The 23,288-nt window shown below is 58.9% G+C and carries 23 protein-coding genes; 19 read left to right on the forward strand and 4 right to left on the reverse strand.

The genetic code is table 11. From position 1 onward, the window contains the following. Positions 1-3: 3 nt before the first annotated feature. The 13 genes from QN399_RS05710 to QN399_RS05770 all read left to right on the forward strand — a co-directional run bounded on the left by QN399_RS05710 (position 4) and on the right by QN399_RS05770 (position 13,851). Complete coding sequence (locus tag QN399_RS05710) at positions 4-540, forward strand: chemotaxis protein CheW (RefSeq protein ID WP_330200674.1); 537 nt, start codon at positions 4-6, stop codon at positions 538-540. Then, complete coding sequence (locus QN399_RS05715; RefSeq protein ID WP_330200675.1) at positions 537-1,838, forward strand: protein-glutamate O-methyltransferase CheR; 1,302 nt, start codon at positions 537-539, stop codon at positions 1,836-1,838. The genes QN399_RS05710 and QN399_RS05715 overlap by 4 nt, the downstream gene beginning before the upstream one ends. Beyond that, positions 1,835-2,524 (forward strand): chemotaxis protein CheW, encoded by a 690-nt coding sequence (locus QN399_RS05720; RefSeq protein ID WP_323566022.1) that lies wholly within the window; start codon positions 1,835-1,837, stop codon positions 2,522-2,524. Before QN399_RS05715 ends, QN399_RS05720 begins: the two co-directional genes overlap by 4 nt. Then, positions 2,521-4,869, forward strand: coding sequence for a hybrid sensor histidine kinase/response regulator (locus tag QN399_RS05725; RefSeq protein ID WP_330200676.1), 2,349 nt, complete (start codon positions 2,521-2,523; stop codon positions 4,867-4,869). The genes QN399_RS05720 and QN399_RS05725 overlap by 4 nt, the downstream gene beginning before the upstream one ends. Then, complete coding sequence (locus tag QN399_RS05730; RefSeq protein ID WP_330200677.1) at positions 4,866-5,873, forward strand: chemotaxis response regulator protein-glutamate methylesterase; 1,008 nt, start codon at positions 4,866-4,868, stop codon at positions 5,871-5,873. The genes QN399_RS05725 and QN399_RS05730 overlap by 4 nt, the downstream gene beginning before the upstream one ends. A 48-nt stretch (positions 5,874-5,921) precedes the next feature. Beyond that, a complete protein-coding gene (locus tag QN399_RS05735) occupies positions 5,922-6,932 on the forward strand; it encodes a PleD family two-component system response regulator (RefSeq protein ID WP_323566021.1) in 1,011 nt (336 codons plus the stop codon). A gap of 133 nt (positions 6,933-7,065) precedes the next feature. Further along, positions 7,066-8,161, forward strand: a protein-coding gene (gene prfB / locus QN399_RS05740; protein ID WP_322178184.1) for a peptide chain release factor 2 whose coding sequence is annotated in 2 segments (ribosomal slippage) — positions 7,066-7,137 and positions 7,139-8,161 — 1,095 coding nt in all. Because the reading frame shifts where the segments join, the coding sequence is not laid out codon by codon here. Positions 8,162-8,245: 84 nt separating this feature from the next. Further along, positions 8,246-9,748: a lysine--tRNA ligase gene (lysS, locus tag QN399_RS05745; RefSeq protein WP_219061188.1), complete on the forward strand. Its 1,503-nt coding sequence runs from the start codon at positions 8,246-8,248 to the stop codon at positions 9,746-9,748. Between the two features lie 184 nt (positions 9,749-9,932). Continuing rightward, positions 9,933-10,664, forward strand: coding sequence for a TetR family transcriptional regulator (locus QN399_RS05750; protein WP_322178185.1), 732 nt, complete (start codon positions 9,933-9,935; stop codon positions 10,662-10,664). 25 nt (positions 10,665-10,689) lie between these two features. After that, entirely contained in the window at positions 10,690-11,235 is a 546-nt protein-coding gene (locus tag QN399_RS05755; protein WP_322178186.1) for a hypothetical protein, read from the forward strand. Positions 11,236-11,267: 32 nt separating this feature from the next. Beyond that, on the forward strand, positions 11,268-12,545 hold the full coding sequence (locus tag QN399_RS05760) for a flavohemoglobin expression-modulating QEGLA motif protein (RefSeq protein WP_322178187.1): 1,278 nt from the start codon (positions 11,268-11,270) through the stop codon (positions 12,543-12,545). A 44-nt stretch (positions 12,546-12,589) separates the two neighbouring features. Then, positions 12,590-13,525, forward strand: coding sequence for an alpha/beta hydrolase (locus QN399_RS05765; protein ID WP_322178188.1), 936 nt, complete (start codon positions 12,590-12,592; stop codon positions 13,523-13,525). Continuing rightward, positions 13,522-13,851 (forward strand): hypothetical protein, encoded by a 330-nt coding sequence (locus QN399_RS05770; RefSeq protein WP_322178189.1) that lies wholly within the window; start codon positions 13,522-13,524, stop codon positions 13,849-13,851. Before QN399_RS05765 ends, QN399_RS05770 begins: the two co-directional genes overlap by 4 nt. A 116-nt stretch (positions 13,852-13,967) precedes the next feature. Here the strand turns inward: QN399_RS05770 and QN399_RS05775 are convergent, their stop codons facing one another. From QN399_RS05775 to QN399_RS05785, 3 genes are all read right to left on the reverse strand, one after another. Then, entirely contained in the window at positions 13,968-14,753 is a 786-nt protein-coding gene (locus tag QN399_RS05775) for an OmpA family protein (RefSeq protein ID WP_322178190.1), read from the reverse strand. Positions 14,754-14,823: 70 nt separating this feature from the next. Continuing rightward, complete coding sequence (locus tag QN399_RS05780) at positions 14,824-15,237, reverse strand: DUF4398 domain-containing protein (RefSeq protein WP_322215252.1); 414 nt, start codon at positions 15,235-15,237, stop codon at positions 14,824-14,826. Between the two features lie 284 nt (positions 15,238-15,521). Then, entirely contained in the window at positions 15,522-15,866 is a 345-nt protein-coding gene (locus QN399_RS05785; RefSeq protein ID WP_322178192.1) for a pilin assembly protein, read from the reverse strand. Positions 15,867-16,115: 249 nt separating this feature from the next. Between QN399_RS05785 and ppc the strand changes: the two genes are divergently transcribed. From ppc to QN399_RS05815, 6 genes are all read left to right on the forward strand, one after another. Further along, positions 16,116-18,752: a phosphoenolpyruvate carboxylase gene (ppc, locus tag QN399_RS05790; protein WP_322215255.1), complete on the forward strand. Its 2,637-nt coding sequence runs from the start codon at positions 16,116-16,118 to the stop codon at positions 18,750-18,752. 285 nt (positions 18,753-19,037) lie between these two features. Beyond that, complete coding sequence (gene adk / locus QN399_RS05795; protein WP_322178194.1) at positions 19,038-19,685, forward strand: adenylate kinase; 648 nt, start codon at positions 19,038-19,040, stop codon at positions 19,683-19,685. A gap of 86 nt (positions 19,686-19,771) precedes the next feature. Beyond that, complete coding sequence (gene tsaB, locus QN399_RS05800) at positions 19,772-20,452, forward strand: tRNA (adenosine(37)-N6)-threonylcarbamoyltransferase complex dimerization subunit type 1 TsaB (protein WP_322215257.1); 681 nt, start codon at positions 19,772-19,774, stop codon at positions 20,450-20,452. A 151-nt stretch (positions 20,453-20,603) separates the two neighbouring features. After that, on the forward strand, positions 20,604-20,906 hold the full coding sequence (locus tag QN399_RS05805) for a hypothetical protein (RefSeq protein ID WP_219061199.1): 303 nt from the start codon (positions 20,604-20,606) through the stop codon (positions 20,904-20,906). Beyond that, complete coding sequence (locus QN399_RS05810; RefSeq protein WP_322178196.1) at positions 20,903-21,772, forward strand: DUF72 domain-containing protein; 870 nt, start codon at positions 20,903-20,905, stop codon at positions 21,770-21,772. The genes QN399_RS05805 and QN399_RS05810 overlap by 4 nt, the downstream gene beginning before the upstream one ends. A gap of 47 nt (positions 21,773-21,819) precedes the next feature. Then, positions 21,820-22,650 (forward strand): isocitrate lyase/phosphoenolpyruvate mutase family protein, encoded by an 831-nt coding sequence (locus QN399_RS05815; protein WP_322178197.1) that lies wholly within the window; start codon positions 21,820-21,822, stop codon positions 22,648-22,650. Positions 22,651-22,665: 15 nt separating this feature from the next. Here the strand turns inward: QN399_RS05815 and QN399_RS05820 are convergent, their stop codons facing one another. After that, positions 22,666-23,286, reverse strand: a complete 621-nt coding sequence (locus QN399_RS05820) for an energy transducer TonB (protein ID WP_322178198.1) — start codon at positions 23,284-23,286, stop codon at positions 22,666-22,668. Positions 23,287-23,288: the final 2 nt, after the last annotated feature.

Genomic DNA, 23,288 nt, shown 5'->3' on the forward strand with positions numbered 1-23,288 from the left:
ACGATGATCGAGCACTCAGCCAAGCGTGGCGCCCCGGCGTTACCGCAGAACAAGCTGTTTTTGTTGTTTCACATAGGTGACGAGCGTTACGCCCTGGAGGCGGTCGAAATCGCCGAAGTACTCCCACGTTTGCATCTCAGACCCATCCCCCAGGCGCCACATTGGGTGGCCGGGGTGTTTGCGTACCGGGGCATGGTGGTGCCGGTGATTGATCTCAGTGCGCTCACCTTTGGCCGCCCGGCACAGACTCGAACCAGTACCCGTCTGGTCCTGGTTCACTATCGCCCGGACGCTGACCGATCCGGCCAGTTGCTCGGCCTGATTCTGGAACAGGCCACCGATACCCTGCGTTGCCCGCCTCGCGAGTTCAAGGAATACGGTCTGGATAATCGACTGTCACCCTACCTCGGCCCGGTACGCGAGGACAAACAAGGGTTGCTGCAATGGATTCGGGTCCAGGACCTGCTCAGTGATTCGGTGCGCGAGCTGCTTTATCCTGCCCAACCCTTGAGTATCGAGCTGTTCGAGGAGGCGCCATGAGCAATGACGCGCGTTTCTTTTCCTTCCTCAAGGACCGCATCGGTCTGGACGTTGCCTCGGTCGGTGAAGCGATCATCGAGCGCGCCGTGCGCCAGCGTTGCGCCGCATCGAGCGCGCAGGACAGTAACGGCTATTGGCAGTTGTTGCAGACGTCGGCCAGCGAGCAGCAAGCGCTGATCGAAGCGGTGATTGTCCCCGAGACCTGGTTCTTTCGTTACCCGGAATCGTTTTCGACCCTGGGCAAGCTGGCGCAGACACGACTGGCGGAGCTGATGGGCTCGCGACCGCTGCGTATCCTCAGCCTGCCCTGTTCCACGGGCGAAGAACCCTATTCGATTGCCATGGCCCTGTTCGATGCCGGGATTTTCCCGCAACAGTTTCAGGTCGATGCCATCGATATCAGCCCCTTGTCCATTGAGCGGGCAACGCGGGCGATTTATGGCAAAAACTCGTTTCGCGGTGAGCAAATAACCTTTCGTGACCGGTACTTCAGTGCCGAGGTCGATGGTTTTTTACTCAATGAACGGGTGTGTAACCAGGTCAACTTTCAGACGGGTAACGTGCTTGATCCGACGTTGTTGGCGGCGAGACCCACTTATGACTTCGTGTTCTGCCGCAATCTGTTGATCTATTTCGATCTGGCGACCCAACAACGCGTTTTCGAGGTGCTCAAGCGCATGACCCGCGAAGAAGGCGTGCTGTTTATCGGTCCGGCCGAGGGCAGTCTGCTGGCGCGTTTGGGCATGCGTTCAATCGGCATTGCGCAGTCGTTTGCTTTTAGCCGCTGCGCGGAAAAAGCCGAAGTGCCGCCTGCCGCTGTTGTGCCCCTGCCGCTTCCAATCCTGGTGCCAGCGACCTTTACTCGTTCGCGGGCCAGTTTGCCGTTGCGGGCGAGCCCCCGATCGTTTGCGTCAAGCCCGCTGGTCCGTGCAAGCGCCAGAGCTGTACCCACTCCGGCAGGGGACCTCGACACTGAAGCCGCCAGCTTGCTGGCAAACATCGCGAGCCTGGCCAACGAGGGTAAAAGTGCCGAAGCGCGCGCGGCCTGCGAGCGCTACCTGAAACTATATGAGCCGGTAGCCCAAGTGTTTTATTGGCTGGGACTGCTCAGCGATCTCGGCGGCCAGACGGCGGAGGCGCAGGGTTTGTATCGCAAAGCGTTGTATCTGCAGCCACAACATCCCGAGGCATTGGCGCAGTTGGCGACTCTGCTGGCCTCTCAAGGCGATACCGAAGGTGCCCGCCGTTTGCAGGACCGGGCTGCCCGTGGCCTGAGCAAGGAAGGACGTAATCGATGAGCGGCCAGCTGAGCGAACCAAGCCTGACCCAGCAAGACCTCCAGGCAATCGACGATTGCTGGAACCGTATTGGTATACACGGCGAACGTTCTTGCCCATTGCTGGCCGAGCATATTCATTGCCGTAACTGTTCGGTGTATTCCGCTGCCGCCACGCGCCTGCTGGATCGCTATTCCCTGGCCCAGGAACATCGGGTGCAGGGCCATACCCTTGAGGCGCACAGCGAGATCAAGACCCGCTCGATCCTGGTGTTTCGTCTGGGCGAAGAATGGCTCGGGTTGCCCACCCGCTGTCTGGTCGAGGTGGCGCCGTTGCAGGCCATTCATTCTCTGCCGCATCAACGCTCGCGGGCGTTGCTTGGCGTCGTCAATGTACGGGGCGCGCTGGTGGCCTGCCTGTCGCTGGTTGAGTTGCTGGGCCTGGACAGCTCGCCCGCGGTGACACACTCGGCGCGGATCGTGCCGCGCATGCTGATCGTCGCTGCACAGGGTGGCCCGGTCGTGGTGCCCGTGGACGAGGTCGATGGCATCCATGCCATGGATGAGCGTGCTCTGGACTCGGCGTCCGGCGCGGGTCATCAGACCCATGCCAGATTTACCCGGGGCGTTCTGCAGTGGAAAGCGCGCAGTTTGCGCCTGCTCGATGAAGATCAACTGCTGTCGGCCGTGAACCGGAGCCTCACATGACCCCAGAACAAATGCGCGATGCGTCGCTGTTTGAGTTGTTTGCGCTGGAAGCCGAAGCACAAACCCAGGTCCTCAGCGCTGGCTTGTTGGCGCTGGAGCGTAACCCCACGCAGGCAGAGCACCTGGAAGCCTGCATGCGCGCCGCCCATTCGCTCAAGGGCGCGGCGCGGATTGTCGGGGTCGATGCCGGGGTCAGCGTGGCCCATGTGATGGAAGATTGTCTGGTCAGCGCCCAAGAATTCAGGTTGCACCTGCGGCCCGAGCATATCGATGCCTTGCTGCTGGGTACCGACTTACTGATGCGCATCGCCACGCCAGGCAGTACGGGCGTTAGCCCTGCGGATATCGACGCGTATGTGCTGCAAATGAACGCGTTGCTGGCGCCAGGTGCGGCCACCGGCGATTCAGCGTCGGCAACGTCTGCACAGCCGTCGCTTGAATCACTTCTGTCCATGCCAGAGATGACCACTGTCGATTTATTGGCCGCTGCACTGCGCCTTGATACTCCTGCGCCGTACACCGAGCCTGACCCGGTCTCTGTCCTTGCTTCTGTCGTGGCTGAGGCGCCCCGTCAAAACCAACGGATCGCTGAAGGCGGTGAGCGCGTCTTGCGGGTGACGGCCGATCGCCTGAACAGCTTGCTCTACTTGTCGAGTAAATCGCTGGTCGAAACTCAGCGGATCAAGCCGTATCTGGCGACAATGCAGCGGGTCAAGCGTCTGCAGAATAAAAGCGCGAGGACCCTCGACAGTCTGGACGTGAGCCTCAAAGAGTCCGGCGCAAGCGTCGACTCCCTGGAGACACTCGAAGAAGTCCGGCGTTTGCTGTCCGAAGCCCAGGCGATGCTGACCCAGCAGACCTCTCAGTTGGACGAGTTCGGTTGGCAGGCCAGCCAGCGTGCGCAGTTGCTGTACGACACCGCACTGGCCTGCCGAATGCGCCCCTTTGCCGATGTGCTGGTCGGCCAAGCGCGCATGGTCCGCGACCTGGGCCGCGAGTTGGGTAAGCCTGTGCGCCTGGAAATCGAAGGCGAAAAGACTCAGGTCGACCGTGACGTGCTGGAAAAGCTCGAAGCGCCCTTGACCCATTTGCTGCGCAACGCGGTGGATCATGGCATCGAGTTGCCCGAGCAGCGGCTGCTGGCAGGTAAACCTGCAGAAGGCGTCATCCGGCTCAGTGCGTCCCATCAGGCCGGCCTGTTGGTGGTGGAAGTCAGTGACGACGGCGCGGGTGTCGATCTCGATCAACTGCGTCGCAGCATCATCAAGCGCCAGTTGTCGCCCGCTGAAACCGCTGAGCAACTGAGTGAAGATGAGCTGCTGAGCTTTTTGTTCCTGCCCGGCTTCAGTCTGCGCGACAAGGTCACCGAAGTGTCCGGGCGTGGCGTTGGCCTGGACGCGGTGCAGCATATGGTTCGCCAACTTCGTGGGGCGATCGAAGTCGAACAGGGTGCAGGGCAGGGCTGCCGCTTCCAACTGACAGTGCCACTGACCCTGTCGGTGGTCCGCAGTCTGGTGGTCGACGTCGGTGGGGAGGCGTATGCATTCCCCTTGGCGCACATCGAACGCATGCGTGATGTGCAGGCCAGTGAAGTCGTGCAGTTGGAGGGTCGTCAGCATTTCTGGTACGACGAGCGCCCCGTAGGACTGGTGGCCGCCAGCCAGTTGCTTCAGCGCCCGCAAAGCCAGCCTGTCGGTGACGTGCTCAAGGTCGTGATCATTCGTGAGCGGGATGCCGTATATGGCGTGGCGGTCGAGCGTTTTATCGGTGAGCGCACGCTGGTGGTGCTGCCCCTCGATCCGCGACTGGGCAAGGTCCAGGATATTTCAGCCGGGGCCTTGCTCGACGATGGCTCGGCGGTATTGATCATTGATGTGGACGATATGCTGCGTTCGGTGGAGAAACTGCTCAACACCGGACGTCTGGAGCGCATCGGCCGGGGCGGCCAGCAAGCCGATGCCGTAGCGCGCAAGCGGGTGTTGGTGGTCGATGACTCGCTGACGGTGCGTGAGCTGGAGCGCAAGTTGCTGCTCAATCGTGGGTATGAAGTGGTGGTGGCGGTGGATGGCATGGACGGCTGGAATGCCTTGCGTGCCGAAGACTTTGACTTGCTGATCACCGATATAGACATGCCGCGCATGGACGGTATCGAGCTGGTTACCCTGTTGCGTCGGGACAGTCGTTTGCAGTCCCTGCCGGTGATGGTGGTGTCATACAAGGACCGAGAAGAAGATCGCCGTCGAGGTCTGGATGCCGGTGCGGATTATTACTTGGCTAAAGCCAGCTTTCATGACGACGCTTTGCTCGATGCCGTGATGGAGTTGATCGGAGGTGCACAGGGATGAAGATCGCTATCGTCAACGATATGCCCATGGCCGTGGAGGCCCTGCGCCGGGCCATCGCTTTCGAGCCCGCGCATCAGGTGGTCTGGGTCGCGGCCAATGGCGCCGAAGCCGTCGAGCGCTGTGCGCAGCTGACGCCGGACCTTATTCTGATGGACCTGATCATGCCGGTCATGGATGGCGTCGAAGCGACCCGACAGATCATGGCCGCTACACCGTGTGCCATCGTCATTGTCACCGTGGACCGACAGCAGAATGTCCATCGGGTGTTCGAAGCCATGGGGTACGGCGCGCTGGATGTGGTCGATACGCCCGCCCTGGGCGCAGGGAATCCCAAGGACGCAGCGGCCCCGCTATTGCGCAAGATCCTCAATATTGACTGGTTGATCGGTCAGCGCGACAGTCGCGTGCGCACGGTCGCCACGCCTTTGCGTGCGAGCGTACAGCGCCAGGGTCTGGTGGCCATTGGCTCTTCCGCGGGCGGCCCGGCAGCGCTGGAAGTTCTCCTGAAGGGCCTGCCCGCGTCATTTCCTGCGGCTGTTGTGCTGGTTCAGCATGTGGATCAGGTTTTTGCCGCCGGGATGGCTGAGTGGCTGGCCAGTGCGTCTGGTTTGCCCGTGCGTCTGGCCCGTGACGGCGAGCGGCCAGAGCGGGGAACAGTCTTGCTGGCGGGCACCAATCACCATATTCGCTTATTGAAAAACGGTAGTCTGGCGTACACCGCCGAGCCCGTAAACGAAATTTATCGGCCCTCGATCGACGTTTTTTTCGAGAGTGTGGCCAGCTATTGGAGTGGAGATGCGGTGGGTGTGTTGCTAACGGGGATGGGGCGCGATGGTGCTCAAGGGCTTAAGTTGATGCGACAGCAGGGGTTTTTGACCATCGCTCAGGATCAACACAGCTGTGCTGTGTATGGCATGCCCAAGGCTGCTGCCGCGATCGATGCAGCTGTCGAAATTCGGCCACTGGAAAAAATTGCGCCCAGATTGATCGAGGTGTTCGGCTAATGACTTTTCAGGCGTGTTCACGACCAGTCAGAGAGCAGGAGCCCCGGCATGCATGATTTGCAAATAGATGGTTTCAAGAAGACCGACGAGAACTCGGCGATGGTGCTGTTGGTCGACGATCAGGCAATGATTGGTGAAGCGGTGCGCCGTGGGCTGGCCAACGAAGATAACATCGATTTCCACTTCTGTGCCGACCCGCATCAGGCGATTGCCCAGGCTATTTTGATCAGGCCGACGGTGATTTTGCAGGATCTGGTCATGCCGGGCCTCGATGGTCTGACCCTGGTGCGTGAGTACCGCAACAACCCGCTGACCCGCGATATTCCGATCATCGTACTCTCGACCAAGGAAGACCCGCTGATCAAAAGCGCGGCCTTCGCGGCCGGTGCCAACGATTATCTGGTCAAGCTGCCGGACACCATCGAGTTGGTGGCGCGCATTCGTTACCACTCTCGCTCGTACATGACTCTGTTGCAGCGTGATGAAGCCTATAGAGCCTTGCGCGTCAGTCAGCAGCAGTTGCTCGATACCAATCTGGTGTTACAGCGCTTGATGAACTCGGACGGCTTGACTGGCCTGTCCAATCGTCGGCACTTCGACGAGTACCTGGAGCTGGAGTGGCGCCGGGCACTGCGTGAGCAAAGCCAGATCTCGTTGTTGATGATTGATGTGGACTACTTCAAGGCCTTCAATGACAACTTTGGCCATCTCGAAGGTGACGAAGCACTGCGTCAGGTCTCCAGTGCGATTCGCGAGAGTTGCGGTCGATCTTCCGATCTGCCAGCGCGTTACGGTGGGGAAGAGTTTGCCCTGGTGCTGCCAACCACCTCACCAGGCGGTGCGCGGCTGCTGGCCGAAAAGCTGCGCCAGACCGTGGAGGGCCTCAATATCCCGCACATTTTCCCTTTGCCGGGCTCGATCCTGACTATCAGCATCGGCTTAGCCACCATGATCCCGCAACCGGGCTCCAACAGTCGCCAACTGATCATGGACGCCGACAAGGGTTTATATTCCGCGAAGAACAATGGACGCAATCAGGTGGTGGTGGGGGTTAGCTGATCCGTTGCGGCATCGGCGGTGGAATCGTGCAGCGCAGAAACTCCCGTAAGGCCTGCCCAATGGACTGCCTTAGCGGTCGGTGGTGAGTTATACTCGTCGGCTTTCAAAAGTTCGCCTACGAGTGCTGCCCACCATGGAAATCAACCCGATCCTAAACAGCATCAAGGACCTGTCCGAGCGTTCTGAAACCATTCGGGGGTATCTTTGACTACGATCAAAAGCATGAGCGTCTGACTGAAGTCAATCGCGAGCTTGAAGATCCTGCTGTCTGGAACAACCCCGAGTACGCACAGAACCTGGGCCGCGAGCGTTCCTTGCTGGCGCAGATCGTCGACACCCTGGACGAAATGTCCTCTGGCCTGGTCGACGCCAAAGACCTGCTGTTGATGTCCGCCGAAGAAGAAGATCAGGCTGCCGTGGACGACGTGGCTGCTGAAGTCGAGCGCTTGCGCGAGTCGCTGGAGAAGCTGGAATTCCGTCGGATGTTCAGCGGCGAGATGGACGCCAACAACGCTTATCTGGATATTCAGGCCGGCTCTGGCGGTACCGAGGCTCAGGACTGGGCCAACATCCTGCTGCGCATGTACCTGCGCTGGGCGGATAAACGCGGTTTCGACGCCACCATCATGGAATTGTCCGCGGGTGAAGTCGCCGGGATCAAAGGCGCGACTCTGCACATCAAGGGTGAATACGCCTTTGGTTGGTTGCGCACCGAGATCGGTGTGCACCGCCTGGTGCGCAAGAGCCCGTTCGACTCGGGCAACCGTCGCCACACCTCGTTCTCGGCCGTGTTCGTGTCGCCGGAAATCGATGACAACATCGAAATCGACATCAACCCGTCGGACTTGCGAATCGACACCTACCGCTCCTCCGGTGCCGGTGGTCAGCACGTTAACACCACCGACTCGGCGGTACGGATTACGCACATACCGTCCAACACGGTGGTTTGCTGCCAGAACGAACGTTCCCAGCACGCGAACAAAGACACCGCGATGAAAATGTTGCGGGCACGCTTGTACGAGCAGGAAGTGCAGAAGCGCAATGCCGCTTCGCAGGCCCTGGAAGACACCAAGTCGGATATCGGCTGGGGTCATCAGATTCGCTCGTATGTGCTCGACCAGTCGCGGATCAAGGATCTGCGTACCGGTATCGAAAGAAGCGACTGCGTCAACGTGCTCGACGGCGATATCGATGAGTACCTTGTGGCCAGCCTCAAGCAAGGGCTGTAATCCCAAGCCCTGATACAGCAGCCCCGATTCAAGTCCCTCGTCCTGATGGCGAGGGCAACGAACCTGCGATGGAAAATTTAAGACATGAGCGACCAACAACTCGACCCGCAAGACCTGCAACAGGAAGAAAACAGCCTGATCGCCCTGCGCAAGGAAAAGCTTGCTGCCGAGCGCGCCAAGGGCCAGGCCTTCCCCAACGACTTCCGCCGCGACAGCTACTGCAATGATTTGCAGAAGCAGTATGTCGACAAGACCAAGGAAGAGCTGTTGGCTGCAGCGATTCCGGTCAAGGTTGCGGGTCGCCTCATGCTCAACCGTGGCTCGTTCATGGTGATTCAGGACATGACAGGTCGCATCCAGGTCTATGTCAACCGTAAAACGCTGCCCGAAGAAACCCTGGCAGCGGTCAAAACCTGGGACCTCGGTGACATCATCGCCGCCGAAGGCACCTTGGCGCGCTCTGGTAAGGGCGACCTCTACGTCGAAATGACCAACGTGCGCCTGCTGACCAAGTCCCTGCGCCCGCTGCCGGACAAGCACCATGGCCTGACCGATACCGAAACCCGCTATCGTCAGCGCTACGTTGACTTGATCGTCAACGAAGAAGTACGCCACACCTTCCGCGTTCGTTCGCAAGTCATTGCGCACATTCGCAGCTTCTTTATGCAGCGCGATTTCCTTGAAGTGGAAACGCCGATGTTGCAGACCATCCCGGGTGGTGCTGCGGCCAAGCCTTTCGAAACGCATCACAATGCACTCGACTTGGACATGTTCCTGCGTATCGCGCCAGAGCTGTTCCTCAAACGTCTGGTGGTGGGCGGGTTCGAGCGTGTATTCGAGATCAACCGCAACTTCCGTAACGAAGGCGTTTCGACTCGGCACAACCCCGAATTCACCATGCTTGAGTTCTATCAGGCATACGCTGATTACGAAGACAACATGGACCTCACCGAGGAGTTGTTCCGCGAGCTGGCACAGCTGGTTCTGAACAGTACCGACGTGCCTTATCAGGGCAAAGTGTTCCATTTCGGCGAACCGTTCCAGCGCATTTCGGTGTTCGCGTCGATCCTCAAGTACAACCCGGACATCACTGCGGCCGACCTTGAAGACATCGACAAGGCGCGTGCTATCGCCAAGAAAGCCGGTGCTGCCGTTAAAGGCTTCGAAGGTCTGGGCAAGTTGCAGACCATGATTTTCGAAGAGCTGGTCGAGCACCAACTGGAACAACCGACCTTCATCACCGAATACCCGTTCGAAGTGTCGCCGCTGGCACGTCGCAACAATAACAACCCGAACGTCACCGACCGCTTTGAGCTGTTCATCGGTGGCCGCGAAATCGCCAACGCCTACTCCGAGTTGAATGACGCGGAAGACCAGGCCGAGCGCTTCCAGGCTCAGGTTCGCGACAAGGATTCAGGGGACGATGAGGCCATGCATTACGATGCTGACTTCGTGCGTGCGCTGGAGTACGGCATGCCGCCAACGGCCGGTGAAGGTATCGGCATCGACCGGCTGGTGATGCTACTCACCGATGCACCGTCGATTCGTGACGTGATTCTGTTCCCGCACATGCGCCCACAAGCGTAAAAATGTGAAGAAGCCGCCTCGCAAGGGCGGCTTTTTTGTATTCGTCAGACAACCCGCGTGAAGCCATTCGCAGCGGGACGCGTAATGGCAAGCTTGCTCCCACAGTAGACCGCAGTATCTCTGTAGGAGCGGACGTGTCCGCGAAGGCGTCCGTCCAGGCTACAACCAAAAAGGAAAACCTGTTGTGAACCGTGCGATCGCTCAAAAGGGGGCTGCTGGCGTTGCCACAGCCGTAGCGCAGAGTGTTCAGTATCAAGGTCGCAAGGCCATTCGACAGGGCAGTGAGCAGCGCCGACAGGAGATCCTCGACGCGGTCATGCGCATTGTCGTTCGCGATGGCGTGCGAGCCGTGCGTCATCGTGCGGTGGCCGCCGAAGCCAGCGTGCCCCTGTCAGCCACGACCTATTACTTCAAAGACATCGATGACCTGCTCACCGATGCTTTTGCCCAATACGTCGAGCGCAGCGCGGCCTACATGGCCAAGCTGTGGGAAAACACCGAAGTGATCCTGCGTGAAATGGTTGCCCGAAGCGATGGCAGCCCTGGCGCTCGAGCCCGCCTGGCCGATGAAATCGCCCTGATGACCATGGAGTACGTGCGTCGCCAATTGATGACGCGCCGCGAGCATCTGATCGCCGAGCACGCCTTCCACCATGAGGCCTTGCTCAACCCGAGACTGGCCCTGCTGGTCAGTGCACATCAGGAGATTTTGCTGCAAGGTACAGGTCAATTCTTCCAGGTGATGGGGTCTTCGCAACCGCATCAGGATGCACAAGTGTTGACGGGGATAATCAGCCGGATGGAATATCAGGGCCTGCTCCACGGCCCGCAGCCTCACGCAGACGAAGAAATGCTCGGCATCCTCACCCGCCACCTGCATCTGGTGTTGGGGACCACGACACCTGTTTGCGAGTGAATATGCGTATGTTCAGGAAAACCCGATGAAAGCTTGGCGCGTGGCCATTGCCTTGTCGTTCGTGTTATTGAGCGGCTGCCTGGTGACCTTCAAGGACCCGATACCCGCCAACGATGCGGCACCCAAAGCCATGCTTGGCAAATGGGCCAGCAAAAACGCCTGGGGTGAAGCGCTCGAACTTGAAGTCACGCGCACGGGCGTCCATCAGTACCAGGCCGTCAGCTACCGCACGGGTGATCGCAAACACCGCGATGAATACGCATTCACCGTGTCTCGGCATGGCAGTCGCTGGTACCTGTCGGCGGGTTTGCCGCAGAAATACGGTGCTAATTTCGTCATTGCAGGTTTCGAGTTGACCGAAAACCATGAACTGGTGGTCTACAACCTCGATGTCGATCGGGTCAATCAGCTGATCGAACAGAAAACCCTGGCTGGCGAAACGCTGGAAACCGAGAAGGGCGATGGCGTGCTGATCACCAGCCCTCTCGATCAGGTATTTGCCTATCTCGACGATCCGGCCAACTCCGATGTTTTTCTCGAAGTGGCGCGGTATCAGCGCTTGCCCAAGTAGGGCGACACGCCTAACCAAACAAGGAGTTCAGGGTGGACGATTACCAGCAGATTATTCGTGCCTTGTCAGACCGCATTGTCGTGGCTCAGACACCGATTCGTGTCCTTGACGCGGTGAAGTGGGACGACAGTATTCGCAAAGGTTTTCTCGAGGCCAAGGGCAAGAAAATGCCCGCCGTGGATCGCGCTTATTATGACAACCGGCCACTGGCGTTCGACTCCAACGCGGTGAAGCTGGAATTCCAGAACATCGAGCGTGACATCACCCGCCAGTTGGGTCAGTTCAACCCGGTCGGGCAGATCATGCGGCGCATGTGCAAGGAGTACCGGATGGTCATCCGTATGCTTGAAGCGCGTGGCACAGCGGATTTCGGCCTGATTTCCCAAGAGCTTTATGGCGCTGCGTCGGATGCCTTCCATGCGGGCGACCCGACGCTCGCGGATCTGGGCCTGATGCTCTCCGATTACCTGAATAATATCGCCGGGCGCGGGGACCTTAAGGACGAGCCGAAAACGCTCACCGCCAAAGATGCGGTGAGTATGCTGCAAACCCGTTTGAACAAGGTGTTTGGTGAAGCGGAGGAGACCATTCGTGTGTTCGAATCCGATGGCATCGTCGCCGACGCGGCGGCCGGTGCCGATTACATCAAGATCCGCTCCGATGCGATGTTTAACGAGCGAGACGTGCGGGCGCTGGAAGTGCACGAAGGGCTGGTGCATGTCGGCACGACCCTCAATGGCCAGAATCAGCCGATCTGCACGTTCCTGTCCAAGGGGCCGCCGTCGTCCACGGTGACCCAGGAAGGCCTGGCGATTCTGATGGAAGTGATTGCTTTCGCCTCATACCCAAGCCGCTTGCGTAAGCTGACTAACCGCACTCGCGCCATCCACATGGCCGAGGAGGGCGCTGATTTCTTGCAGGTTTTCGAGTTCTATCGTGAGCAAGGCTTTGGCATGTCCGAAAGCTACGGCAACGCTAGTCGCGTATTCCGTGGTTCGGTGCCCGATGGTCTGCCATTTACGAAAGACTTGTCCTACCTCAAGGGCTTCATCATGGTTTACAACTACATTCAGTTGGCCGTGCGCAAAGGCAAGCTTGAGCAGATACCGTTGTTATTCTGTGGCAAAACCACCCTGGAAGACATGCGCGCCTTGCGCCAGTTGGTCGATGAAGGGTTGGTGACGCCGCCGAAATACCTGCCTGAACAGTTCCGGGACATGAACGCCTTGTCCGCATGGATGTGCTTCTCCAACTTCCTCAACCATTTGAGCCTGGACCGGATTGAGGCTGACTACTCGAACATCCTGTAGGCCTCATGGCGAGCAAGTCAACCACATCAAAAGGGAATTGAAGCGTGAAGTTATTGGGCATCCTCACATTGCTCCTGACCCTCACCGGCTGCAGTTCCTTACTGTTCTACCCTGAGCCGGGCCAGCCGTTTACTCCTGATAGAGCCCACCTGGCCTATCGCGACGTGACCCTGACGGCGGCTGACGGTACCCGGTTGCATGGCTGGTGGCTGCCGGCCAAGGCCGGGGTTCCGGTCAAGGGCACGGTGCTGCACTTGCATGGCAATGGCGGCAATCTGGCCTGGCACCTGGGTGGCAGTTGGTGGCTGCCGGAGGAGGGCTATCAGGTGCTGCTGCTGGACTACCGCGGTTACGGCATGTCGCAAGGCGAGCCGAGCCTGCAGGGGATCTATCAGGATGTCGACGCCGCGTTTTCCTGGTTGAACCGCGCGCCCGAGGTGCAAGGCAAGCCTCTGGTGGTGCTCGGGCAAAGTCTCGGTGGTGCGATAGCGGTGCACTATCTGGCTGAACATCCGCAACAGCGCGCTCGGGTCAAGGCGCTGATACTTGACGGAACACCGGCCAGCTACCGCGATGTTGCCCGGTATACCCTCAGCACCTCATGGTTGACCTGGCCGTTGCAAACACCGCTGTCGTGGCTGATTCCTGACGCGGACAGCGCGATCAGGGGCCTGCCACTGCTGAGCGGAACGCCGCTGCTGATTTTCCAGAGCCTGGATGATTCGATGGTGCCCCTTTCCAACGGCATCAGTCTGTATCAAGCTGCGCCCCCTCCACGAGTCCTGCAGTTGACGCGTGGCGGGCATGTGCAGACATTCTCTGACCCTACGTGGCGTCAGGTGATGGTGCGCTACCTGGAGGATCCGCAGCACTTCAATGGCCTGCGGCGTTTAGCCGAAGTTCCGAATTACCCCAGCCACTCGGGTGCGCTGCGTGCACAACAGAATTCAGAAATTGAACATTCAGAGAGTCCGCAATGAGCGAAGAACGTAACGCAATTCCCATGGTCATCACCGGTATCTGCACCATTCTGGGCACTGTCGGTGTCCTCTGGTACTACGGCTACCTGCATTTCGCCAAGCCTGAGGACGCGCTGTTGCTCAGCGAGTTCACCATGCTCAAGACCATCCCCGGGGAGGATTACAAAATTGCTCTGGAGCCTGCTGCCGAAGTGGCGCAGTGCATTGACGGCGTTCTGGTGCTGTTCAACACCGAGCAGAAAGGCCTCAGCGGCGTGCTGATCAACAGTAAGAAACAAGCTGTGCGCTGCGCTGGCGAAGAAACACCGCAGCAGTTGCAGCCGTAACGCCGTCGCCCGACCGACACGTACAGATCGAGCTTTACCGCTGAATCGGGTAAGGCACTAAAAAGCCCCGCCTGCGGAATGAACGCAGGCAGGGATTTTTAGGTTACGTCAGTCGATTAATGCATCGAAGAACGCGGAGCTACAGGCTGGTTATCGTTGGAAATGGTGACTTCCACACGCCGGTTCTGTGCGCGACCCGAGTTGCTGGTGTTATCGGCAACCGGGTATTCCTTGCCATAACCCTGGGCCACGATGCGCTCAGGGCTGACACCCATTTTCACCAGAGCCATTCTTACCGAATTGGCACGGCGCTCGGACAAAGACTGGTTATACGCCGCCGAACCGCTGCTGTCGGTGTAGCCTTCGACAATCACTTTGCGGTCCGGATTTTCCTGAAGGAATTGGACAAGCTTGTTGATGTCGACCAGACCGCTGGATTTCAAATCAGCCTTGTTGAAGTCGAACAGCACATCGCCGAATGTCACCACGGTCCCGCGCTCGGTTTGCTTCGCGTTCAGGCTGGCTTGCAGTTGCTTGATCTGGGCATCGCGCGCATCCAGACGCGCTTGGGCACGTTGTCCGGCAGCGTTTTTCAGATCGCCTTCGGCGGTGCGCAGGTTAATGGTTTGCTTGGCGACTTCGACCCGCTGATTGGTCAGGTAAGCCAGTTGATCGACCCTCTTCTGGTCTTCTTTGCTCTGGTAGGCCTTGTCAGCCTTATCCAGCCAATCGCTGGCGTCCTTGGTTTCCAGCGCAGCCACTTTGCTGGCTTGCGGGTTGGCTTGCAGGGCCGAGAAGTTGGTCCGTGCTTGCTCAAGATTCACGTTTGGCTGTGAAGAGCAGGCTGCCAGGCCAACGCTGAGCGCCAGAAGGGCAGGGATCATCAGTTGTTTATGCGTCATTTTTTTCGTCCTTTAAATCAATTGCGAAGCACGTGATTACGAATGCACGAGGGAGTGGGCGAGGCCGCGCTTATTGCGAGGTACGCATGCCTTCCTCACGTAATTCATCAACGCCTTGATGGGCATCCTTGACCGCTCTCTCGGCTTTAGCCGCTTGAGCCTTGCGTTCAGCTACGCGGGCGTCCCATTCAGCCTGTTCGGCCAAACGTTTGGCTTCGTCGTATTTTTTGTCGTGCATGGCCATTTCTGCTTGCTTGAGCTTGTCCTGCGCCGATTTCATTTCCACGGCGGCAAACTCGGGTCCGCCAGCACTTACGGCGCTGTTCACGGCCGATTGAGTCACGGCGTACTGCTCGGTCGGTGGATTGCCAGCACAACCGGCCAGTACCAAGCTGCTGCCGAGGGCCAGCGCAGCAAGTTTCAACCCGCGCAGGTTGCTAAACGAGGTGTAGGCAGTGCTGATCTTCATGGTGTTCAACTCCATTGGGTAACTCCTGAGAACGCTTGATTTTCCATGACAGTCATGTGCCTGACGCGTGTGCAATAACAGTGTCCATGCCAACTGCTACCAGGGCTTTTCCTGTGATGGCTATTGGCTGTGACCTATTCGTTTTTTGAATAGTTCAGTCAGGTTTTTAAATGGATGATGTTTTTGGATCCATTCTGCGGAGGCTCTAGCGTGAGACTCATGGGGGCGCGCGCAGGCACGCCGGCCGCAAAAGGCAGCCGGTATGTGAGGGTCAGGAAGGGATGGGAGCTATGTTTCGATCAGTGGTTTTGCGTGTCGGCCTGTTCGGTCAGATCATGCAGATAACGTCGCGACAGCGCGAGAAAGCGCGGGGTAGGACCAATGTCTTCGTAGAGTGGATCACCCTCTTCATCGGTGGCCACGACATGGTTGCCTTTCACGTAGGGGAAGCTGGTTTCGAGCTCTTCGAGTGCAGCACCAATCAGTTCGCCGAGCAACTCTTCGGGAAGGCGTTTGGGGTACATCTCGGAAATAGCAGCCAGGCGAGCGGCTGATTCGACGTCCAAATGAATCGCATAGCCGGTATTGGTCAGGCGTCCCTTTGCATTCTGTTCCCAGTGTTGTGCGAGTTCACGGATTTTCATATGGACCTCAGGGTTATTAACCCACTTGTGGCGGGTGCAATCGGGGCAGTAAGCCGTTGTGTGGCTCATTCTTGAGATTAGCTCTATCTGCGTAGAATGTTAGCCACAGAACAACAGCATACGGTTGCGCGCTTGTCAGAGCTTGCTGCTCTGTGCACTCTTGCTAGATCAGATTTTTGCGCGCTTGTTCAGTCTGATTTCTGTCACGACTGAGCAGTACCGGTCCAGAAACGCTGGAGAGAAGGGCTTATGGCTGATATCGATGTACGTTTGCGTGAGGACGTTCACCTGTTGGGTGAGCTGTTGGGCAACACCATTCGTGAGCAACACGGGGCTGAATTTCTCGACAAGATCGAGCGTATCCGCAAGGCGGCCAAAGCCGGGCGCCGTGATTCGGCGGCGGGCACCGAGCAGCTGAGTTCAAGCCTGGACGAGCTGAGTGAGGATGAACTTTTGCCGGTGGCAAGGGCGTTCAACCAGTTTTTGAACCTGGCCAATATTGCCGAGCAATATCAACTTATCCACAGGCGCGATGATTCCCAGCCTCAGCCCTTTGAATCCCGCGTACTGCCTGAATTGCTTGAGCGTCTGAAAAAAGCCGGGCATAGCCCCGAGGCCTTGGCTCGACAGTTGGGCAAGCTGGAAATCGAGCTGGTGTTGACCGCTCACCCGACCGAAGTCGCACGACGGACGCTGATTCAAAAGTACGACGCCATCGCCGAGCAGCTGGCGGCGCTTGATCATCGCGACCTGAATGCCGCCGAGCGCGAACAAATCACAGTGCGCTTGCAGCGATTGATCGCCGAAGGCTGGTACACCGAAGAAATTCGCCGCACACGCCCGACCCCCATCGATGAGGCGAAGTGGGGCTTTGCGGTGATTGAGCGCTCGCTGTGGCATGCCATCCCCCATTACTTGCGCAAGGCAGATCGTGCTTTGCATGCCGCGACCGGGCTGCACTTGCCGCTGGAGGCCGCACCGATCCGTTTTGCCTCGTGGATGGGCGGTGATCGCGACGGCAACCCGAATGTCACCGCAGCGGTCACCCGCGAAGTCTTGCTGCTGGCGCGCTGGATGGCTGCGGACCTTTACCTGCGTGACATCGAACAACTGGCCTCTGAACTCTCTATGCAGCAGGCCAGCGCCGAGTTACGCGCGGCGGCGGGTGATAGCGCCGAACCCTACCGAACCGTGCTCAAGCAACTGCGTGATCGCCTGCGAGCGACCCGTAACTGGGCGCAATCTTCCCTGGCCGTCACGCAGCCGGCGCCCGATAACATTCTGCAGAACAACCGTGATCTGCTAGAGCCGCTGCAACTGTGTTTTCAGTCGCTGCACGCGTGCGGCATGGGGGTGATTGCCGACGGTCCATTACTGGACTGCCTGCGGCGCGCCGTCACGTTCGGTCTGTTTCTGGTGCGTCTGGATGTGCGCCAGGACGCCAGTCGCCACAGCGCGGCAATGACTGAAATCACCGACTATCTGGGCCTCGGTCGTTACGAGGAATGGGATGAAGAAACCCGCATCGCCTTCCTCCTGCGCGAACTGAACAACCGGCGGCCGCTGTTGCCGAGTCACTTCAAACCGGCTGCCGATACCGCCGAGGTCCTAGCCACGTGCCGGGAAGTGGCGGCGGCACCGGCAGCCTCATTGGGCTCCTACGTGATCTCGATGGCGGGCTCGGCCTCCGATGTGTTGGCGGTCCAACTGCTGCTCAAAGAGGCCGGGCTGCAACGGCCGATGCGTGTGGCGCCGTTGTTCGAAACCCTGGCCGACCTGGATAACGCGGGTCCGGCGATCCAGCACCTGCTCAGCCTGCCGGGCTATCGCTCGCGCCTGCATGGCCCGCAGGAAGTGATGATCGGGTATTCCGACTCGGCCAAGGATGCCGGCACTACGGCGGCTGCCTGGGCGCAATACCGGGCGCAGGAAAACCTGGTGGAGATCTGCCGCGAGCAACAGGTCGAATTGCTCTTGTTCCATGGTCGCGGCGGTACCGTCGGGCGTGGGGGTGGTCCTGCGCATGCGGCGATTCTGTCGCAACCGCCGGGGTCGGTGGCCGGGCGTTTCCGCACCACTGAGCAGGGCGAGATGATTCGCTTCAAGTTCGGCTTGCCGGACATTGCCGAGCAAAACCTCAACCTGTACCTGGCGGCGGTGCTCGAAGCGACCTTGCAGCCACCGCCCATGCCAGAGCCTGCGTGGCGGCAGATGATGGATCACTTGTCGGCTGACGGCGTCAGCGCATACCGCGCGGTGGTGCGCGAGAACCCTGAGTTCGTTGAGTATTTCCGCCAGGCAACCCCTGAGCAGGAATTAGGCCGCTTACCGTTGGGCAGTCGCCCGGCCAAGCGCCGCGAAGGTGGGGTGGAGAGTCTGCGTGCGATCCCATGGATCTTCGCCTGGACCCAGACCCGCCTGATGCTGCCCGCCTGGCTCGGCTGGGAAGCGGCGCTGAGTAAGGCGCTGGAGCGTGGCGAGAGCGACCTGTTGGCTCAGATGCGTGAGCAGTGGCCTTTTTTTCGTACCCGAATCGATATGTTGGAGATGGTCCTGGCCAAAGCCGACAGCGATATTGCCCGAATGTATGACGAACGGTTGGTGGAGCCCCGTCTGCAACATTTAGGCGCGCACTTGCGCGACCTATTGTCGCAGGCGTGCACCACGGTCCTGGGACTCACGGGCCAATCTCGCCTACTTGCACATAGCCCTGAAACGCTGGAGTTCATTAGTCTGCGCAACACGTATCTGGACCCGCTGCATTTGCTTCAGGCCGAGCTTCTGGCCCGTTCGCGCAAGCGAGAGGCGACTTTGGACAGTCCTTTGGAACAGGCGTTACTGGTGTCTGTGGCGGGCATCGCTGCCGGATTGCGCAACACAGGTTGAGGGTGTCGGGCGCTACCCGGGGTGGGCGGCGCCTGTCATAAAGTGGCAAGATAGTGACCTTTGGCGACGCATCCTTATAAGGTTGCACCCCGTCGCAACTTTTGGCGGGGGTACTTTTGGGTGCCGGTACGCCACAAGTTGCTGCGACTTTTGGTAGCTTGTGTGGGGATAGTCTGCTGTGTATCTTGATCAGCCTTTAGCCAATCTTCGGCTGAATCCCTTTTTTGAGATTGGCCCCATGAGGCGAGTCTGACAATATCCATATAAAAATTGAGGAGCACATCGATGCGCGTGATTCTGCTGGGAGCTCCCGGGGCCGGTAAAGGTACTCAGGCACAATTCATCACCGAAAAATTTGGTATCCCGCAAATTTCCACTGGCGACATGCTGCGCGCGGCAGTCAAGGCCGGTACCGAATTAGGCTTGAAAGCCAAGAGCGTCATGGACAGCGGCGGTCTGGTCTCCGATGACCTGATCATCGGCCTGATCAAGGACCGTATTGCTCAGCCTGACTGCGTCAATGGCGTCCTGTTTGATGGCTTTCCACGCACCATTCCCCAGGCAGAAGCCTTGGTAGAAGCTGGCGTGGAGATCGACAACGTGGTCGAAATCGCAGTCGATGACGAAGAAATCGTCAAGCGTATTTCCGGTCGTCGTGTTCACGAAGGCTCCGGGCGCGTTTATCACCTGATCTACAACCCGCCAAAGGTTGAAGGCATGGACGACGTTACCGGCGAACCTCTGATTCAGCGCAAGGACGACGTCGAAGCGACCGTGCGTCATCGTCTGGAGGTCTACCACGCTCAAACCAAACCGCTGGTGGCCTTCTACCAGAAGCTCAGCGCTGCGAATGGCAAGCCCAAGTGCAGCCATATCGAGGGCGTTGGTTCAGTTGAAGGCATTACCGCCAAGGTGCTGGCTGCTTTGAGCTGATAGCGCTTTTGGGAATGAACTACGGCCCGCTTGCGGGCCGTAGTTGTTTATACTGTTGCACTTTTTTGATCATGACGGAAACACCGATGACCACCTTGCTGGCCCTGGATACCGCCACTGAAGCCTGCTCTGTCGCCTTGCTGCACGATGGCAAGGTGTGGAGTCACTACGAGGTGATTCCGCGCCTGCACGCCCAGCGCCTGTTGCCGATGATCAAGGATCTGCTGGCCGAGGCGGGAATTGCCCTGTCCGCCATCGACGCCATTGCCTTCGGCCGTGGTCCCGGCGCGTTTACCGGTGTGCGGATCGCGATTGGTGTCGTTCAGGGGTTGGCTTTCGCCCTGGAGCGCCCAGTGTTACCGGTGTCGAACCTGGCGGTACTGGCGCAACGCGCTTTCCGTGAACACGGTGCCCGACAGGTCGCTGCCGCCATCGATGCGCGCATGGATGAAGTGTATTGGGGCTGCTACCGTGAAACAGCGGGTGAAATGCGTCTGGTCGGTGCCGAAGCAGTGTTGCCGCCGGAACACGCCGGTTTACCTGTCGATTCGACGGGCGACTGGTTTGGCGCAGGGACTGGCTGGGGCTACGCTGATCGGATCGCGGTCAAGCAGGCAGGGCAGGATGCTGGAATGCTGCCCCATGCGCAGGATTTGCTGACGCTGGCCACCTTCGCCTGGCAGCGCGGTGAAGCTATTGTGGCCGATGACGCGCAACCGATTTACCTGCGTGACAAAGTGGCGACACCCAAAGCTCGACCACTCTGAGTTCCTATGTCACCTGTAACTGATGCAAATGCGACACTTTATCGGCGTTTTAGAACCTTTTGAGCAATATGTGGTCTAGTAATCGTTCGGATATTTGCCAAGTATCGTCCGTGCAGCTAGATTGCCATTATCAAAAGCCGAGTACGCATCAATGCGCATAGACGGACCCTCATCACGCTCCTACCCCATAAAGCGCAAGCCTCGCAAAGGCACTGCGACGGTTGAGGGTTCCTTCGAAGAAGTGGACAGCGAGATCGAAGTTCCGTCCAAAGTGCCTGCCAAGTCGTCCCGCGCACAAGCTTCAGCCACGAGCAACGTCCCGGCTCGCCAGCAAGACATGATATTCCCCCGTTCCGTCAGCAATCGCGTCGCCTATGCGCTGGCCAGTTATCTCACCACGGCCAGCTTTGTCGATTGGGATCTGGAAGTGTTGGGCCTCGATCTTCACGTTTGAATTCTCACCCACTTCCGTATTACCTCGGTTGCCCGTCCTGGAGTGAAAACGCCTGGCGTGAGTCGCTGTACCCCGAAAGTGCCCGGCCCAACGATTTTCTGGCTCTGTACGCGCAGGTGTTCAACGCCGTTGAAGGCAATACCACGTTTTATGCGCGGCCCTCGCCGGTCATTGTTCAACGCTGGGCGCAAAGCCTGCCTGAAACCTTTCGCTTCACCGCCAAATTTCATCGCGACATCAGCCACGGCGGCGACCTGCGTCAACAGCTGCATGCCGCTGAGGACTTCATCCAGCTGCTCGCACCGCTGGGCCAAAGGGTCGCGCCCCTGTGGCTGCAGTTGCCCGCCAGCTTCGGGCCAGCGCGTCTGGCTGAGTTGGTCAGCTTTATCGATGCTATTGAGCGACCGCTCGCGGTCGAGGTCCGTCACTTGGCATTTTTTGCCAAAGGCGATGAAGAGCGGATGCTCAATCGATTACTGCTGGACCGGGGTGTGGAGCGTATTTGCCTCGATCCCCGTGCGCTATTCAGCTGTGTATCGACCGATCCCGCCGTGCTGCATGCGCAATCGAAAAAGCCCAAAGTCCCTCCACGCCCTGCTGCCCTGACACAATTCCCTCAGGTGCGCTTTATCGGCCATCCATTGCTCCAGGCCAACGACCCGTTTCTTGTGCCGTGGGTGGAGAAAGTAGCGGGCTGGATTGAAGAAGGGCGCACGCCATATGTGTTCCTGCACACCCCCGACAACCTCCAGGCGCCAGACCTTGCTCGGCGTTTTCACCAGCAATTGATGGCTCGTCTGCCGGGATTACCGCCACTGGCGACGTTGCAAAGAGAGCCCGTCGCGCAGCAACTTGGCTTGCTGTAAGGTCGACAGTTTCGACTATAAACCGTCAGTCTCCAAGGAGTGTGCAAATGGATTCGCAGTTACTTCGCGCCCAACGTTTCAAGTCCTTGCATGAACGAGAGGGGGCTTTTGTCATCCCCAATCCCTGGGATGCTGGCTCGGCCAAGTTGCTCGCTTCGCTGGGTTTCGAGGCGTTAGCCACGACCAGTGCGGGTCTTGCATTCACACTGGGGCGTGCCGACGCAGAAGGTGCGGTCAGCCGGCAGGAGACCATGGATAATGTCGCCGCAATCGTCAACGCCACGGCATTGCCAGTGGCCGCGGACTTGGAAAACTGCTTCTCTGACAGCCCCGAAGGCTGCGCTGATACGATTCTGAAAGCCGCTGCATTAGGTATCGTTGGCGGCTCGATTGAAGATGCCAGTGGTCATGCCGACAACCCGATCTACGCCTTCGAATTGTCAGTGGAACGGGTCAAAGCTGCCGTTGCCGCAGCGCGCAGCTTACCTTTCCCCTTCATGCTAACCGCCCGTGCCGAGAACCTGCTGCACGGCCGTCTGAACTTCGCGGATACCTTACGCCGTATTGAAGCCTACGCCGAGGCGGGTGCGGACGTACTATTCGCGCCGGGGCTGCGTACGCGCGACGAAGTCATCGCTGTAGTACGCGCCGTAGCGCCAAGGCCGGTTAACGTAATAATGGGGCTGAGCGGTGTGACGCTCTCGGTTGCTGATTTGAGCGCTTGCGGGGTCAAGCGGATCAGCGTGGGCTCATCTTTGGCAAGGGCTGCCTTGGGCGGCTTTTATCGCGCGGCTCAAGAAATCAGTCAGCAAGGCACCTTCACTTATGGCCAACAGGCGTTGCCGTTCGCTCAATTGAATACACTGTTCAGCGCGTAGTGTTCGACGCGGTGGTTACGCAGCCATGCGCAGGTTTTGCAGAATAATAGGCCGAGCCCAGCCGTTCTCGTAATCCAGATGACGTTGCTGAGCAGTGATGGTCTCTGGCTCGAGGGGCAGGGCGGGCTTGTCTGCCAGGTCCCATTCGAGTTCGGCGATGGGCAAGTGCAACGGACGCGGTTGGGGGCCGAGGCCAGGGTGTGTATCCGCCTGAGGAGGGTTGAGCACCAGTGGGCGGACCCAGCCACTTTCGAAATTCAGCTGCCGCTGCTGCGCGATCATGTCTGCGACAGTGAACGGTTCGGCCGGCTTGTCCAACAGGTCGAGTTCAAACTCGGCAATGGGCAGGTGCAGATGTTCTGGGGGGGTACGCTGTACGTCGGCAACCGCGCAGTCGCGCTGATCGACGATCTGCCCAAGGGTGTCAGTGCCACTCAGCGGTTCGCCGCTGGCGTTTGCTGCAAGGGTGCTGAACTCAGTCGAAACCTCGGTGTTATCGCCGATTTGCTCGGCCATCGCACGGGCAAACGCATCCTGCCAGAGCTGGGTAACGCCGCCCAAGGCTCGGGAATTGCGGAGGCTGTAGTCGCCTGCGTGCGACAAATAGCCTATCGGTGAGGGTTGAATATCAGACATAG

The organism is Pseudomonas sp. 10C3 (assembly GCF_036346185.1).
GTDB lineage: Bacteria > Pseudomonadota > Gammaproteobacteria > Pseudomonadales > Pseudomonadaceae > Aquipseudomonas.

What these genes read in the sequence shown, in the direction of transcription:
- QN399_RS05780 (WP_322215252.1), bottom strand. Translation starts at nt 15,237, where the DNA reads ATGGAGTTGAACACCATGAAGATCAGCACTGCCTACACCTCGTTTAGC.
- lysS (WP_219061188.1), top strand. Translation starts at nt 8,246, where the DNA reads ATGAGCGACCAACAACTCGACCCGCAAGACCTGCAACAGGAAGAAAAC.
- ppc (WP_322215255.1), top strand. Translation starts at nt 16,116, where the DNA reads ATGGCTGATATCGATGTACGTTTGCGTGAGGACGTTCACCTGTTGGGT.
- QN399_RS05720 (WP_323566022.1), top strand. Translation starts at nt 1,835, where the DNA reads ATGAGCGGCCAGCTGAGCGAACCAAGCCTGACCCAGCAAGACCTCCAG.
- QN399_RS05815 (WP_322178197.1), top strand. Translation starts at nt 21,820, where the DNA reads ATGGATTCGCAGTTACTTCGCGCCCAACGTTTCAAGTCCTTGCATGAA.
- tsaB (WP_322215257.1), top strand. Translation starts at nt 19,772, where the DNA reads ATGACCACCTTGCTGGCCCTGGATACCGCCACTGAAGCCTGCTCTGTC.
- QN399_RS05725 (WP_330200676.1), top strand. Translation starts at nt 2,521, where the DNA reads ATGACCCCAGAACAAATGCGCGATGCGTCGCTGTTTGAGTTGTTTGCG.
- QN399_RS05730 (WP_330200677.1), top strand. Translation starts at nt 4,866, where the DNA reads ATGAAGATCGCTATCGTCAACGATATGCCCATGGCCGTGGAGGCCCTG.
- QN399_RS05805 (WP_219061199.1), top strand. Translation starts at nt 20,604, where the DNA reads ATGCGCATAGACGGACCCTCATCACGCTCCTACCCCATAAAGCGCAAG.
- adk (WP_322178194.1), top strand. Translation starts at nt 19,038, where the DNA reads ATGCGCGTGATTCTGCTGGGAGCTCCCGGGGCCGGTAAAGGTACTCAG.
- QN399_RS05820 (WP_322178198.1), bottom strand. Translation starts at nt 23,286, where the DNA reads ATGTCTGATATTCAACCCTCACCGATAGGCTATTTGTCGCACGCAGGC.
- QN399_RS05770 (WP_322178189.1), top strand. Translation starts at nt 13,522, where the DNA reads ATGAGCGAAGAACGTAACGCAATTCCCATGGTCATCACCGGTATCTGC.
- QN399_RS05715 (WP_330200675.1), top strand. Translation starts at nt 537, where the DNA reads ATGAGCAATGACGCGCGTTTCTTTTCCTTCCTCAAGGACCGCATCGGT.
- QN399_RS05785 (WP_322178192.1), bottom strand. Translation starts at nt 15,866, where the DNA reads ATGAAAATCCGTGAACTCGCACAACACTGGGAACAGAATGCAAAGGGA.
- QN399_RS05735 (WP_323566021.1), top strand. Translation starts at nt 5,922, where the DNA reads ATGCATGATTTGCAAATAGATGGTTTCAAGAAGACCGACGAGAACTCG.
- QN399_RS05710 (WP_330200674.1), top strand. Translation starts at nt 4, where the DNA reads ATGATCGAGCACTCAGCCAAGCGTGGCGCCCCGGCGTTACCGCAGAAC.
- QN399_RS05775 (WP_322178190.1), bottom strand. Translation starts at nt 14,753, where the DNA reads ATGACGCATAAACAACTGATGATCCCTGCCCTTCTGGCGCTCAGCGTT.
- QN399_RS05755 (WP_322178186.1), top strand. Translation starts at nt 10,690, where the DNA reads ATGAAAGCTTGGCGCGTGGCCATTGCCTTGTCGTTCGTGTTATTGAGC.